Origin of the sequence: Cytobacillus sp. FSL K6-0265, assembly GCF_038003465.1 — a bacterium.
Classification (GTDB): domain Bacteria; phylum Bacillota; class Bacilli; order Bacillales; family Cytobacillaceae; genus Cytobacillus; species Cytobacillus stercorigallinarum.
In genome coordinates this window covers 2,038,677-2,052,741 of the sequence record NZ_JBBOPE010000001.1, presented here as the reverse complement: position 1 = coordinate 2,052,741, position 14,065 = coordinate 2,038,677, and the positions used below count along the sequence as shown (strand labels likewise).

The window sequence follows — 14,065 nt, the reverse complement described above, 5'->3', positions numbered from 1 at the left end:
AAGCCCCCTTAACGATATTTATTCTTCTTCAGGAGGTCTTTTCCCCCTTTGTAATTCATTAATCGATAAGCCAAAGTCATATTGTAAATGCGGGTAATCTTTAAAATGCTGCCAATCCCCACCCCATTCAAATCCTAACTTTTTCGCTTCTGCTACTACTTCATCCCAGTCAGCTTGGCCATTTCCATTCCCATCATATGTCATATCCCATACTACTTCTCCACCTTTTGTGACTAGGGCAAAATCAACAGCTAACCCATAATTATGATACGATTCTCCACCTTTGGCATGTGTGACAATTTCTCCTTCTTCAGATCGCCCTTTTGCATACAGCTCATCTTGGTCATGTAAACTGCGATAATCATCTGTAATCAATATATTGATTCCTTTGTCTTCTAATGATGTGATTAGCTGTTCTGTCTTAGCTCTTACTTCGGGATGAACCTCAACTGGTAAAGGTACATCTTTATACTTAAATAATGAACCGAATAAATATTGGATAATTAACAATAGAATAATAATAAATATGAGCGTAAATACAAACGCTCTAAAAACTTTCACCATCTTCACTTTTTCTTTTCCCTTCCACACAAAGTTGTCTCTTTTAATAGTTTATCAGTTTCATAAACGAATAATCGAAGAAAAAGGTTTCAGTTTTTTGATAAAGGGAATAAATGTTACAAACTTCAAAAGGAGTGGTATAAAATGAATAAAGAGCAAATGGATGGTCTTAAAGATAAAATAAAAGGAAAAATAAAAGAAGAATATGGTGATAGCACAAATCATACATCAAAAAAATCTGAAGGTAAAATGGATCAAGTGAAAGGAACAGTTAAAGAAAAGTTCGGCGATGTGAAGGAAGCTTTTAACAAGCAGAAGTAAGAAAAAAGGTGATGATCCCTTTCATCACCTTTTTCCTTCTCTACATTCTGTTATTATTTCTTCCCATCTAACATACGATATCCTTTTGCTGACATCTCACCCATTTATGGCCCTCTTTAGCAACCGATCATTTAATCATGATAATATAGTTCTACTCTTAGTATTTTTTTCCTGCCTATTTTCAATCTCATAAGAGATAAATAGAAAAGAGATTCCGAATATCCACATATGATGATTCGCCATTAACTTGCCATCTTTTGAAACAAACATCGTAAATTTTTCATTTAAAGGCAAACGGAAAAAGTGATTTCTCCATTGAAAATATATCCCTTCATGCGACTGCTCATTTTCTTGAAAACTAGTTAATACTAAGTTCTCTTTATCCATCTTCAGTGAAAGAATACCGGTCATAGCAGAGAAAGGAAGGGGAAGACTTATATTCATATATTTTTTCCCTAAATGTTCATGTGCTGAATATAAAGCAATAAAGCAAACGTCATTGTTAATTTTTCTCAACCACGCTCGGGGATTTGTTCGCCCATCGACTTTAGATGAGACCGATACCAACTCACCGTTCATTTCTATTTTATTGTTATGCAGGGGTAAATGGATTTGTTTAACGAAACGGCTCACTTGGTAATAACAGAAAGCAAATGGTTTAAACCATTTAGCCCATTGTACAGTTGCAAACAAGCGAAACTCGCTCGTATGTTCATAAAAATCTTGGTATGGTTTTGGAATCGAATGGGATGAATAACTTTGTAGATCTTCAACAAGTCCATCTACTTTTCTACTGTCTTTCACTTTAGTTAACACTTCTTCACCAACCACCACGCCACCTCTCACATGACTCAGTGGGATATGATGCTTAACGAAACGACTTTGTGGTCGGATAAAAAACCACGCTAAGCAACCACATAAAGCAAAAAAGATACTATTCGTTATTCCATGAAATTGAAGCATGAAAGGAATAGTCATCCCTTCATTCCCAGCATATCGACTAATGATATAGGCAACAGAAAATAAAATGGTTACACCTAAGGAAGCAAATGAAATGACAGCCAAGGATTTGTAAAACAATCTATGAATTCGTGCGCTTAATGCATAATAAATCAAGCCATAGATTCCATATATATAAAGAAAGACTGACACTACTTCTAACCAATAAGAAACAGCAATGCCGATTGCAAGAAGAAGCGGTGCAATAAGGATGGCTGTGCTACAGTAGTAAAAACCCCTTCGCTTCCCTTTTAGTACTCGACCTAAAAAACCAGCAAAAACCGGTAATAAAAAAGAAGCATAATGAAAATGGATGCTCGTTAACCAAGTAATCATAGGGGAAAAACCAGTATCAATTCCATTATAATGAGCAAATGTCCATAATCCACCAATTGCTAAATAAATCAAACCAACATCAATCAAAAATTCTTCAAAGTGAGTGAACCCCCGGTTTAGAAAGCGCCATATCCCATAAAAACAGAAGAAAACCGTATAAATCAGGTAAATTGTAGAGAAAATCCAATTGGTCTCACTTGAAGTGAAAACCATTAGTATAAAAACCGAAATGACACCCATTGTAATGAATAGCCATCCGTATCTATCTATCCAATCCCCTTTCTCAACAATAAGCAAGATCATTGCCGGAACATAAATCATTTGTGCCACGGTCAAAAGTAAAAAATAGCCACTATCGATTGATACGATAAATGTAATAATAAATAAAATGAGGTATAGGATAAGTAATGTTTTTTTCTGTCTATTCATCAATAAAAGTCCCTTCATATGTAAACAATGTACCTATAAGCCGATTCCTTACTTTTACTTTAATTCGAAACCGGTCAATCTTCTCATCGAATTGTTCATACACCTCAGCTTTTACTTGTAAGAAAGAGGGGATTTCTAACTCGTGTTTACCAATAAGTAACGCTTGCCGACCCGACACAATCTTTAGACCACCACAAGGTTGTACTTGAAAACAAAGTGATGAGTATAGAGGTGAAGGATAACCTAAAAAATCATCCACTACTCTCGTCTGTTCATTCCACTTCATGTTTGCATCAAAATAACGCATTTTCCCACCAATGAAAAACTTCCGCTCCCAATACACTTCATTTTTTTCTACATTCAACGTATTTTTCACTTCAAACGGAATATTTTTACCATGTTCAGGGAACATTAAGCGTCTTTTTGTCGCTAAATATAAAAAAGGGCGTAGCCACCATTTGTTTTCAACAATATCCATTTTCCCTTTTCCTATAAAAGTTGCCTGATTGAAACGATATCTTTGTTGCATTCTCTTATGTAATCTTTCAAACTGTTCACCTAATACTTGCTCATACATAGTCATTTGCGCTTTTTCACTCTCCTACAATTTTTAGCAGACGGTAGATGAGTCGAACTTAACCACCCAATCAGGGCAAGTATAATTAAACTAGTGTTAAACGTAAAAGGATTAAAGGGGGCAGTCATTAAAGATGGAATTCCGACAATTGCCGCTATACCTAAAGCAAGTAAAAGTAAAAGGGCTATTATAAACAACTTCCCTTTTCGCTGAATGAATAAAAAACTCAAGCCAAAGACAATCTCACCTACACCTGCAATTACCATCAATGTTTTCGCATGCGCATATGAGACTGGCATTACATCGGTAATCATTTGCACCTCTAGGGGATGTTGCGTAATCAATTTAGGAACCAAACCGTGATAGATCCATATAAAAGCAAATAGAAACGTAACAATCCAGTGAATGATAAAATTGCGATATTGCGCCCCTGGATTTTCACCTTTTTCTAACCATCTTCGCAATACATCGAAACTAAGGGCCGTTGACCATCCTAATAAAGGTCGGAAAAAATAGTTATCTAGCAACATACCAAACTTACCTAATGGGACATTATAGTCATATTGGGTAATAAATAATGTCTTCTTTTCTCCTTTAGGTTCATATTTCCAGTATCCTCTACCTTCCCTTATTGGCGAAAGCGAATAATCTGTACCGAAATGAAGCGATGAAGTCTTTTTTCCATCCCTATCTACGCTCCCTCTTGTTTTCCCCCACCCTACTATTTCTAAAAATGGTGGTATATTTCGCTTATATGTAAAAGTTTGCACATCATCATCCAGTATTTCTTCATAGTTAATGCTTGAGAATCTGATATCCCATTCCACATGCTTAGTAGGTTCTTGTGTATATGTCCAAACGTCATCTAGCTCACGATTGATATCAATCTCCACATAAATCGGTTTAGGCTTCATCACCCCACCTCCCTTACTTACCATTATAACTGATAATAAACGGTTAAATCACCAAATGTTGGAGAATAATCACTCAATACATAGAACCGCATTTTCCCTGTACTTATCGTTCATTTACTAGATTGAAAGACGAAATGCTCCTGCGACCTCCTTTCTACTCTACGGTAAAAGAAATATTCAATTCATCTAAATAAATAAAATATTCAAATAATATTGACATTAATCAAATATTTTTTGTATATTTAAAACTATGTATTATATATAAAACAAAGGAGGATTTAACATGAAAAGTAGCTTATTCACCTTATTACTGTCAACACTGCTCCTTCTGACAGCTTGCGGTAATGCTTCTTCTACTTCAGAGGATGGAAAGACAACACTTACTTTTGCAGAGCCAGCAAGAATTCTTTCCTTCGCTCCTCTCTATGTGGCAATTGAAAAAGGATATTTTGAAGACGAAGGGATCGAAGCAACTATTGCTTCAGGAGGTGGTGGTTCCCAAGTGACAGCGACTATTCTTTCAGGAGATACACAATTTGCGCTAGCTGCACCACGTGCCATGTTATCTGCCATTGAAGCAGGAGAAGACCTTGTAGCCATCCAAGGATTAAATTCTGCTCTCACATATGAAGTAGCGCTGTCTGACACCTTTATGAAAGAAAAAGGCATAACAAAAGAATCCACTGTTGAGGAGAAAGTAAAAGCATTAGCTGGTGCAAAAATTGGCTCTAATCAAGTGGGAGATTCCGGCGATGTTTATTTACGCTATTTAATGGAAAAGTATGGCCAAGATCAATCGACCCTTGAAACAGTAAAAATGGAAGGAACAGGTTCAAAAGTCGGTGGAATGCAAGAAGGTATTATTGATGGTGGAATTGCGTCACCCCCATTCTCTGCACTGGTTGAAGCAGAAGAGGGTGGTTCACTTGCACTCGAACTAAGTGAAGAAGAAATGTACGCTGAACTAGCTTGGGAGATTGTTTTTGCGAAGAGAGACTATATCGAAGAAAACCCTGAACTTACTACAAAAGTTGTAAGAGCATTAGGAAAAGCGATTGAATTTACTCGAGACAATCCAGGTGAAGCTGCTGGATTAATTACAGGGTATTTTGAAGGAGTCGATCAAGCAATATTAGAAAAATCGCTCACTTCATTAAAACCAACCTATGTCGGTTATGGTGAAATGACTCAAGCTGCATGGGATCACGCACAAAACCCTTTAGTTGAATTAAGTGAAATTTCTGGTGTAAGCCAAACTCATGATACGTCTGAAGAAAAACTTTGGACAAATCGTTACTTAAAAGAAGCTTTCCCAAAATAATAGGAAAGGAAGGTTACGATGATAGATACACAATCAATACCAAAACTGCAAAGTCAATTCCTCGATGTCACTTATATAAACCATAAAACCGGTCAAGAGGTAACTGCTTTAAAAAATATCAACCTCTCCATTCAAGAAGGAGAATTTATTTGTATTGTCGGTCCATCAGGTTGTGGAAAAACAACTTTCTTGAATACGGTGATCGGTTTTATTGAACCGAGTAATGGGTCCATTCTTTTAGATAATAAAAAAATAGTCGGACCTGGGAAAGATCGCTCCATGGTCTTTCAATCTCCGAGTCTCCTCCCATGGAGAAATGTAATGGACAACGTCTTATACGGTGTAGAATTACAAAAAAGAATCACTTCTGAAACGAGAAAGCTTGCGAAAACATATATAGAAATGGTTGGCCTCAAAGGATTTGAAAGTCATTATCCGCATGAATTATCTGGTGGTATGCAACAACGAGTAAACCTTGCGAGAGCCTTAACAGTAGAACCTTCCTTGCTACTTTTAGATGAACCATTCTCCGCTCTTGATGCACAAACTAGAGAATTTATGCAACAGGAACTTGTGAGAATATGGAGTGAAACGAAAAAAACAAGTATTTTTATCACACATCAAATCGATGAAGCTGTTTTTTTAGCTGATCGCGTTTTTGTATTCGGGGCAAGACCTGGCCATTTAGTTGATGATATTGCCATTGATTTAAAAAGACCAAGAGAATTGAAGATAAAAAGAGAACCACATTTTCTACAATACGTTGACCGTATTTGGCAATTAATAGAAAACGAGTCAGCAAAACAAGGTTTCGCCTAAGGAGGAGACATTCAGTGAGTAAAACCGAAATGATATCCACCACTCCTGTCAAAAATAAGTCACGAAAAATAAAAACCAAAAGAAACACCGTTTGGATTAGTGTAACATCCGTCATTCTATTTTTAATTACTTGGGAATTGATTTCCTATTATAAGCTTATTAACCCGCTATTTATAAGCTCACCTATTAAAATTGTTGAAGCGGCTACAACACTTTTTGCAGACCCTAAGTATTGGCAGCATCTAGGTGTTAGTGCATATGAATTTTCTCTTGGATTTATACTAGCCATGGCGATAGGGATTCCGCTTGGCATATTTGCAGGGTGGAATCGTATTTTCAATAGTATTATTAGTCCATTTGTATCCGCTCTATACGTCACACCAAAGGTTGCATTATTACCAATCATCATCATTGCTTTTGGAATTGGTGTGGCATCTAAAATCGTCGTCGTATTTTTAATGGCTTTTTTCCCCATTGTCATGAGTGCACAAAAGGCCATGTCCACCTTAGATCAAAACTTAATTAAAGCAGCTCGTAGTTTTACCGCATCTGAATTCCAAATATTCAAAACGATTGCTCTACCTTCCACGGTTCCTTTTCTTCTAAATGGTATTCGCTTAGGGCTAGGTCAGGGGTTAATCGCCATTGTCGTTGGAGAAATGTATGCATCTACAGCTGGTATTGGTTATCATCTCACACATGCAGGACAAAATTTAAAAACGGCTGAAATGTTTGTTGGTGTCGTTGTAATCGCTGTTTGTGGTGTCATTCTCACCGGCGTAATCGGTTTGATTGAAAAAAGATTTAGTTCATGGAAGCCTGAATAATTATCATAAAGCAGCATAAAAAGGTTGAACTTATCAGTACTATAAGTTCAACCTTTTTGCTATTTTTTATTTTCAGTCTTGACTGCGGTTGGGCTTCATATCTTTAATCTCATAGCTGGCAACAATGAGTGATGGTTTTTACCATTTTTTCATCTTAGTCATGCGGTATTTTTAAAACCATTTTCCCAAATACCTTTCCTTTATCCATTTTTTCATGAACATTTTCAATATCCTGTAAGTCATATACTCCGTCAATCACTGGCTTTAACTTATGAGCTTCATAGAAATCAATCATTGATTTAAATTCAGAAGCACTGCCCATAGTTGTCCCTAAAATATGTAATTGCTTAAAGAAGATTCTTGGCATTACTACTTGCTCTACCGGTCCTAATGTCGCACCAAACGAGACAATTTTACTACCTGGTTTAGCCAAGTAAATGAGATCATTAAAGGTAGACCCGCCAATACTATCAATGCTTAAATTGGCTCCACCTGACAATGCTTTTAATTGCTTCACCCAATCCTTATTGCGGTAGTTTACTCCACCAGTAGCGCCTAGTTCCTTAGCGTAAGCAATTTTTTCATCACTGCTCGAAGTAACAAAGACAGTCGCTCCTTTTGCTACAGCAATTTGTAATGCAAAAGTCGCAACACCTCCTCCAACACCCGGAATAATAACGGTATCAGACGGTTTGACCTCTCCTTTTGTAACAACCGCTCGGTATGCTGTCAGTGCGCCTAAAGGAATGGCAGCTGCTTCTTCTAATGTCAAATGAGAAGGTTTTTGTAGCACGTTTTCAGCAGGTACTGTCACATACTGTGCATAGGTCCCATTAGAAGGAACACCAAGTACTGTATGTTCAGCTTGAGGATAGTCAATGTTATCTCCCCAATCAAGCGCTGGATTGATGACAACTTCACTACCTACAGCGATATTTGAAACCCCTTCACCTAATGCTGCAATGACACCTGCTCCATCAGAACCTAAAACAGATGGAACCTCGATACCAGGATAAGCACCATATCGGATAAATACATCCCGACGATTAACAGCAGCATAATGTAATCTCACGAGCACTTCACCTTTTTTGGGCTGTGGTGTCTCTATTTCTTCATAATATAATGGAGCAATTTTATCTCCTTTTTTCATTTTGTCTTTTAATACAACCGCTTTCATTTTTTATTCCCCTTCCCAAATCTGTCCTGTATGTAGGGCAAATTTTTTACTTAATCAAACATAATACAAGTATAACAAACCGAAAGATTAATTCAAAAATTCTGATTTATTTATGAACATCCTACCAAATTATTTAATAAAACATGTAAAGGTTGATTCTATATGCTCGAAACGACAAATGCGAACATAACCAATGAAGATTTCCCCACGATATGTTCGCATAAATTCACGTAAAAACAACCATAATAGCTAGAATCATTGTCGTGTGAAGATTCTATTAGCCACCATTAAATATTGTTACAATTTAAGCATATTTACGAATGAGCTCTGTAAGTTTCGCTTCCATTTGAGGGATATCATTTACAGATAAACGGACTCTTAATTTCGTTTCATCTGTTTCCATAAGTTCTGAAAGAAAGGAGCCAAAATCTCTTGCTCGGCGATCGACTTCTATGAGTAATTCAACATTACTTTCGTTTTGCTTCATGAAAATCAATTCTATTTCATCCAATCTGCCTCTAAACTCTCCACTAGCAGGGACAAATTCCCACTCTTGAGCAAATGGATATTTACCTCTTAGTCTTCTAGGTAATTCCTCGCAAACTACTTCTCTTAACCTAAATCCGATATCCTCCATGCTATGTAAAATGGAAGAAGATAATTGATTAGGCTCAACCTTTATAAAATCTGTATCATTAGGGTCCATTGCATTCTTAATATCCCCTGAAGTCTGTAACCAAACCTTTGTTTTTCCATAGGTCATCGGTGTATCATAAGGTAATTGAAAAGAAAAAGGAATTTCTTTTTCTTCACCTTCTAATACAGTTATATTTTGTGTAATCAATTGGCGACATAAAACTGCTGTATGTGTGCTTACTCCATTATCATCATTTTCGACATCATATTTGCAGCATACTTCTATATATAAATGTTCAATCTGTTGATCTATTTTCCCTCCGGTTATTGCAATGACACCATCGATTTGTTCGCCTTGCACAAAAGATGCTTTTGCAAGTTTTGCATCCACTTTACAGCCACCTATACCCACACTAGCTAAAACTTTAGAAAAGAAACTCATTCATTTCTTCCTCCTCGTCATATTAATCTTCATCAATATTTTACCATGTAGTGAGGAATATCAACACATATTTCACTTGACTTTTACTACTTCCGGCTCACATCCCGCTTCACATTTTCCAGGTAATTGGTAAGGAATGATGTAAGAAAAACATGACTTTCTAATCAATTCAAAGTAAGTGTCTCATAAAGTTTCTTTCTGAAAGCAACACTCGGTAAAAAGTGTTTTTTTATTCAAATGAAAATGGTAATGAACACTTCAATAAAAAACATGCCCACTGATGTTTTAAAATACCTCTTTCTCTCATATGATCCCTTGTTCTTTTAATGCAGCTATTTCTCCTTCACCCAAACCTAATTCTTCTTGCAAGAACGAATTTGTATGCTCACCGAGTATTGGTGGTGCCAGATCATATCTTATGTTTAATCCAGAGAAGCGTAAAGGGCTTTTCGTTAATTTCACCTCTCCCATCACTGGATGTGACATCGTTGCAACCGTTTCTCTTGCAAGTACTTGTGGATCATTGAAGGCTTGCATAATACTATTCACTTTTCCAGCAGGAATACCATATTGGGAAAACTTCTCTAACCAGTTATCTGCTGTATTTGCTAGCATTTGTTCAGCTATCCATGGGACTAATATATCTTTATGCTCTAAGCGTTTTTCGTTTGTTAGAAACCTATGATCGCTTATCCATTCAGGTTTTTCTAATAGCTTGCATAGTTGACTAAATAAATGGTTATTTCCTACACAAATCATTAGAGGATGGTCTTTACAATCAAAAACTTGATAGGGGACAACATTGTTATGTTGATTCCCTAACCTTTTAGATTCCATGCCAGTATTTAGGTAACCACTCGCAATATTGGCCATTGAGCTGATTTGCACATCGAGTAAAGATAAGTCGATATGCTGGCCAACACCATTCTTATCCCGCATCCTTAAAGCGGCTAAGATACCTATAGCGACATATTTAGAGGTTAGAATATCTGCAATCGGTATCCCCACTTTTGTTGGTTCACCGTCAGGGTGACCTGTCACATCCATTAACCCACTCATCGCTTGAATAACTGGATCAAAACCTGGCTCTGTACGCATTGGACCTGTTTGTCCAAAACCTGTTACAGAACAAAGAATGATCCCATTATTGATTTTTTTTAATTCATCATAATCAATACCAAGCTTTTTCAATGTCCCTGTTTTAAAGTTTTCAAGAACAATATCAGCTTTTGCTACTAATTGCTTAAATATCGTTAATCCTTCATGAGTTTTTAAATCAAGGGTAAGAGAACGTTTATTCCGATTAGCTGTTAAATAATAACTGCTGTGACCATTTACAAATGGTCCCCAATCTCGCATGCTATCAGTACCCAAAGGTGATTCGATTCTGATTACATCGGCACCTAAATCAGCTAATATCATTGAACCAGCCGGTGCAGCGTAAACTCTTGATAAATCTAATACTCTTATTCCATCCAATGCCCTCTCCACAACTTCCTCCCCCCTTTACATCGGTTTATTGAAATGTCGGTTTTCTTTTCTCTGTTACCGCTTTTACCCCTTCACGATGATCATCTAATTCGGTTGCGATTGCCATAAACGAAGAAATCATATCTAATGATGACCTTAAGCTCATCGTTTGATTTTGATAGACTGCTCTTTTAATGAAGCGAATGGCCGTTTGTGGTCCATTAGCTAATTTTTTGGCATAGTTTTCGGTAAAACCTTCCAGCTCATCATCAGCAACTACAAATGTGACCAACCCCATTTCTTTCGCTTCACTAGCCGTCAATACTTTCGCTGTCCAAAGCATATCTAAAGCTTTGTCTATGCCAACTATTCTTGGAAGAAAATAAGCAGCACCATCTCCAGGAACTAAGCCGACTTTTGTATAACTTTCGGATAGTTTCGCTCCTTCTGCGACAATGCGGATATCACACATTAATGCCATATCAAGACCTGCGCCAAATGCCGCTCCATTTATTTGTGCAATAACAGGTTGATCAATCTCTTCCAATAATAGCGGAATACGTTGTACCTTTTTCCATAAAGAATTTTTCCTTGCGAGTCCAGTGGTTACACGATCTTCATCAGAGCGATAAAACCCTCTGCCTGCGCCCATTTCTTTCATATCCCCACCAGCACAAAAGCCTTTTCCATTTCCTTTAACAATTACAACACGTATATCATCAGAATCTCGCACAGTCTGTAGTGCATCAATCCATAAATCTAGCATTTCCTCACTAAACGCATTCATTGCATCTGGGCGGTTTAATATAATTTGTGCAATTCCGTCTCTTACCTCAAAATGTAAATCAGACATCCTTATTACCTCCTTATAAAATGGATCTAACTGAGTGATTATCTACTAATAGTGACCATATAGTGCCTGAATTTTTTTCTATATATGTGCTTAATTCCCCTTGCCAATAGCGTTCATTTCCACCTTCATCACGCCATGACCATAACCGTTTTGTTAAATGATGCAGCGTATGTTCATATGTCATCCCAATGGCGCCATGTAGTTGATGGGCAGTCATCGCGATATCCCCTGCAACAGCACTCACCTTTATCTTTGTCAACATAATAGACAACGCATCATTTCCACCTTGAAGCATTTCCACTGCATTATTAACAGCAGCTAAGCAAGCAGCTGTTTCTCCGACTAGAAAGGAGATATGCTGTTGCACCGCTTGAAAACGATATAATTTTCTGCCAAACTGTTTGCGCTCACTTGCATAAAGCAGACACTCCTGAACTACACGTTCACTAATACCAGTAAGCATCGCCGCTTTAGCCAATGCATACAGTTGCTCTACTTTTTTCTTACTCTCACAATCTTTTATTATTTTGATGGCTGAATCTTCAATATTGACACCATGAAAAAACAAGGAATCACGTGGTTCACCGGCTAGATTCACTTTTTCATGTATCTTTGACTCATTTACTGGTACGAGGACCATTATCCATTGGTTTTGACATTTGGCTAGGGCAACGATTTCTTTCGCTACCCTTCCCCACGGTACGTTCAAAGCCTCTCCGTTTAAGATATAATTACCGTTATGTTCTCTCACTTCCAAAGGGTTTTGTTCATTAAAATAAAAAGATAGCGGTTGATCATGAGTGATCTTTATCCCGTACTGTGACAGGATCCACTTACTGATTAAAGTTTCAGTTAAAGGGAGAGGAATAGGGTACTGACCAACTAATTTAATAACTGTAAAACCATCTTCATAATCTCCACCCACTCCACCATATGCTTCTGATATATTTACGCCTGTTAGACCCATGTCATTTACGGATGCCCATAACTCATCATCAAACAACCCCATTTGTCCCTTTTCAAGTAATGCCTGTGTAGATTGTTTCTTCAAGAATTTACTGGCTGAATCATAAATATACTCTTTGATTTCACTCACTGTGACACAACCCCCTTGGCAATAATTCCTCGCAGGATTTCCGTTGTTCCCCCTCTTAAAGTGAAACCTGGACCATGCAAAATAGACTGTGTATACAGCTCATCGATAGACTTACTATTAAATAATTCGGGATGCTTAGATAATACTAACCTCACAGTCTCAGCCACTTTTGTTTCAAAAGTTGTTCCTCTATCTTTAACAAGTGAAGCAATAAACGAAACATCCTTCCCCTCGTCAAGATACTTTGCCACACCAATCGATAAATTTCTAATGCTCCAAAGTTCGGGAAGGAGTGACAGCATTTCTGTTAATCCGTCTCGATCATTTATCCTTTTTAGTTCTTCAATTACCATTGAAAATAACGGGTATGTACTGAGTATTCTTTCGGGTCCACTTCTTTCATAAGCAAGTTCGGCCATTCCTTGTTTCCAACCATTCCCGACTTGACCGACCACGTGTTCATCAGGAACGAAAACGTTTTCAAAAAACACCTCATTAAAATGATGCGCACCTGTTAAAAAAGTGATTGGGCGAATGGTCACACCGTTAACATGTAAATCAACCATTAACTGACTCATACCATCATGGCGATTTTCTTCATTTTGTGGTGATGTTCGACATAGCACCACCATATAGTGAGCGATATGAGCACCACTTGACCATATCTTCGAACCATTGAGTAGCCAGCCACCATCCGTTCGTACTGCTCGGGTTTTGATAGCAGCTAAATCAGAACCAGCATTCGGTTCACTTAAACCTATAGCAAAGAAGCATTCCCCTTTTGTTATTTGCGGTAAAAAAGTCTTTTTTTGATTTTCCGTCCCATATTTAAGAAGCAATGGCCCTGTTTGTCTATCAGCAAACCAATGGGCAGCAACTGGTGCCCCGGCTACAAGTAATTCCTCTGTTAAAATATATCTTTCAATGGCGCTTTTTTCACTTCCACCATATGATCGCGGCCATGTCATTCCAATCCACCCTTTATCACCTAGCTTTTTCGAAAAAGTAGATGATTCTCCACTTAACCATGAGTCACATGCAGGTGTAAAATGACCGGATTGTATTTCTTCTCTTAAAAATGCACGGACTTCATTTCTAAATGACTGCTGATCAGATGTGAATTGAACAGTTGGCACTTCTAATTTAACCAATACTTTTCACCCTCTCTTTTTATCGGTATTCGATACTATATATCTATATATAATATTTTATTCAAAATAATACTTTTTGTCAATTTTAAATATTTAGAATATTCATTAGATGATTCAGCGCTTTAAATCTAAAAAA

At 37.2% G+C, this 14,065-nt stretch carries 14 protein-coding genes; 4 read left to right on the top strand and 10 right to left on the bottom strand.

The window, feature by feature from the left end; genetic code table 11:
• Window positions 1-18 precede the first annotated feature (18 nt).
• Window positions 19-591, bottom strand: a complete 573-nt coding sequence (locus MHH73_RS10515; protein ID WP_404826075.1) for a M15 family metallopeptidase — start codon at window positions 589-591, stop codon at window positions 19-21.
• A 114-nt stretch (window positions 592-705) separates the two neighbouring features.
• On the opposite strand from MHH73_RS10515, the gene MHH73_RS10510 reads away from it, so the two are divergent.
• Window positions 706-882, top strand: a complete 177-nt coding sequence (locus MHH73_RS10510) for a CsbD family protein (RefSeq protein WP_341066643.1) — start codon at window positions 706-708, stop codon at window positions 880-882.
• Between the two features lie 135 nt (window positions 883-1,017).
• On the opposite strand, the gene MHH73_RS10505 is transcribed toward MHH73_RS10510, so the two are convergent.
• The 3 genes from MHH73_RS10505 to MHH73_RS10495 are packed head-to-tail and all read right to left on the bottom strand — an operon-like array spanning window position 1,018 to window position 4,137.
• The gene (locus MHH73_RS10505; RefSeq protein ID WP_341066640.1) at window positions 1,018-2,646 is read right to left on the bottom strand and encodes a YndJ family protein; all 1,629 of its coding nucleotides are present in this window, start codon (window positions 2,644-2,646) and stop codon (window positions 1,018-1,020) included.
• Window positions 2,639-3,229, bottom strand: coding sequence for a DUF4166 domain-containing protein (locus MHH73_RS10500; RefSeq protein WP_341066639.1), 591 nt, complete (start codon window positions 3,227-3,229; stop codon window positions 2,639-2,641). The genes MHH73_RS10505 and MHH73_RS10500 overlap by 8 nt, the downstream gene beginning before the upstream one ends.
• Window positions 3,226-4,137, bottom strand: a complete 912-nt coding sequence (locus tag MHH73_RS10495) for a DoxX-like family protein (RefSeq protein WP_341066636.1) — start codon at window positions 4,135-4,137, stop codon at window positions 3,226-3,228. Before MHH73_RS10495 ends, MHH73_RS10500 begins: the two co-directional genes overlap by 4 nt.
• Window positions 4,138-4,420: 283 nt before the next feature.
• Between MHH73_RS10495 and MHH73_RS10490 the strand changes: the two genes are divergently transcribed.
• The 3 genes from MHH73_RS10490 to MHH73_RS10480 are packed head-to-tail and all read left to right on the top strand — an operon-like array spanning window position 4,421 to window position 7,104.
• The gene (locus MHH73_RS10490; RefSeq protein ID WP_191811863.1) at window positions 4,421-5,458 is read left to right on the top strand and encodes an ABC transporter substrate-binding protein; all 1,038 of its coding nucleotides are present in this window, start codon (window positions 4,421-4,423) and stop codon (window positions 5,456-5,458) included.
• 18 nt (window positions 5,459-5,476) lie between these two features.
• Window positions 5,477-6,277 (top strand): ABC transporter ATP-binding protein, encoded by an 801-nt coding sequence (locus tag MHH73_RS10485; RefSeq protein ID WP_191811865.1) that lies wholly within the window; start codon window positions 5,477-5,479, stop codon window positions 6,275-6,277.
• A gap of 14 nt (window positions 6,278-6,291) precedes the next feature.
• A complete protein-coding gene (locus MHH73_RS10480; RefSeq protein ID WP_341066630.1) occupies window positions 6,292-7,104 on the top strand; it encodes an ABC transporter permease in 813 nt (270 codons plus the stop codon).
• Between the two features lie 154 nt (window positions 7,105-7,258).
• Here the strand turns inward: MHH73_RS10480 and MHH73_RS10475 are convergent, their stop codons facing one another.
• The 6 genes from MHH73_RS10475 to MHH73_RS10450 form a co-directional block, all read right to left on the bottom strand.
• Window positions 7,259-8,281: a zinc-binding dehydrogenase gene (locus tag MHH73_RS10475; protein ID WP_341066627.1), complete on the bottom strand. Its 1,023-nt coding sequence runs from the start codon at window positions 8,279-8,281 to the stop codon at window positions 7,259-7,261.
• Between the two features lie 304 nt (window positions 8,282-8,585).
• The gene (locus MHH73_RS10470; protein ID WP_341066624.1) at window positions 8,586-9,359 is read right to left on the bottom strand and encodes a sporulation protein; all 774 of its coding nucleotides are present in this window, start codon (window positions 9,357-9,359) and stop codon (window positions 8,586-8,588) included.
• Window positions 9,360-9,662: 303 nt separating this feature from the next.
• A complete protein-coding gene (locus MHH73_RS10465) occupies window positions 9,663-10,850 on the bottom strand; it encodes a CaiB/BaiF CoA transferase family protein (protein ID WP_341066622.1) in 1,188 nt (395 codons plus the stop codon).
• A gap of 25 nt (window positions 10,851-10,875) precedes the next feature.
• On the bottom strand, window positions 10,876-11,682 hold the full coding sequence (locus MHH73_RS10460) for an enoyl-CoA hydratase/isomerase family protein (RefSeq protein WP_341066620.1): 807 nt from the start codon (window positions 11,680-11,682) through the stop codon (window positions 10,876-10,878).
• 13 nt (window positions 11,683-11,695) lie between these two features.
• Entirely contained in the window at window positions 11,696-12,778 is a 1,083-nt protein-coding gene (locus MHH73_RS10455) for an acyl-CoA dehydrogenase family protein (protein WP_341066617.1), read from the bottom strand.
• Window positions 12,775-13,929, bottom strand: coding sequence for an acyl-CoA dehydrogenase family protein (locus MHH73_RS10450; RefSeq protein WP_341066616.1), 1,155 nt, complete (start codon window positions 13,927-13,929; stop codon window positions 12,775-12,777). Before MHH73_RS10450 ends, MHH73_RS10455 begins: the two co-directional genes overlap by 4 nt.
• Window positions 13,930-14,065 lie beyond the last annotated feature (136 nt).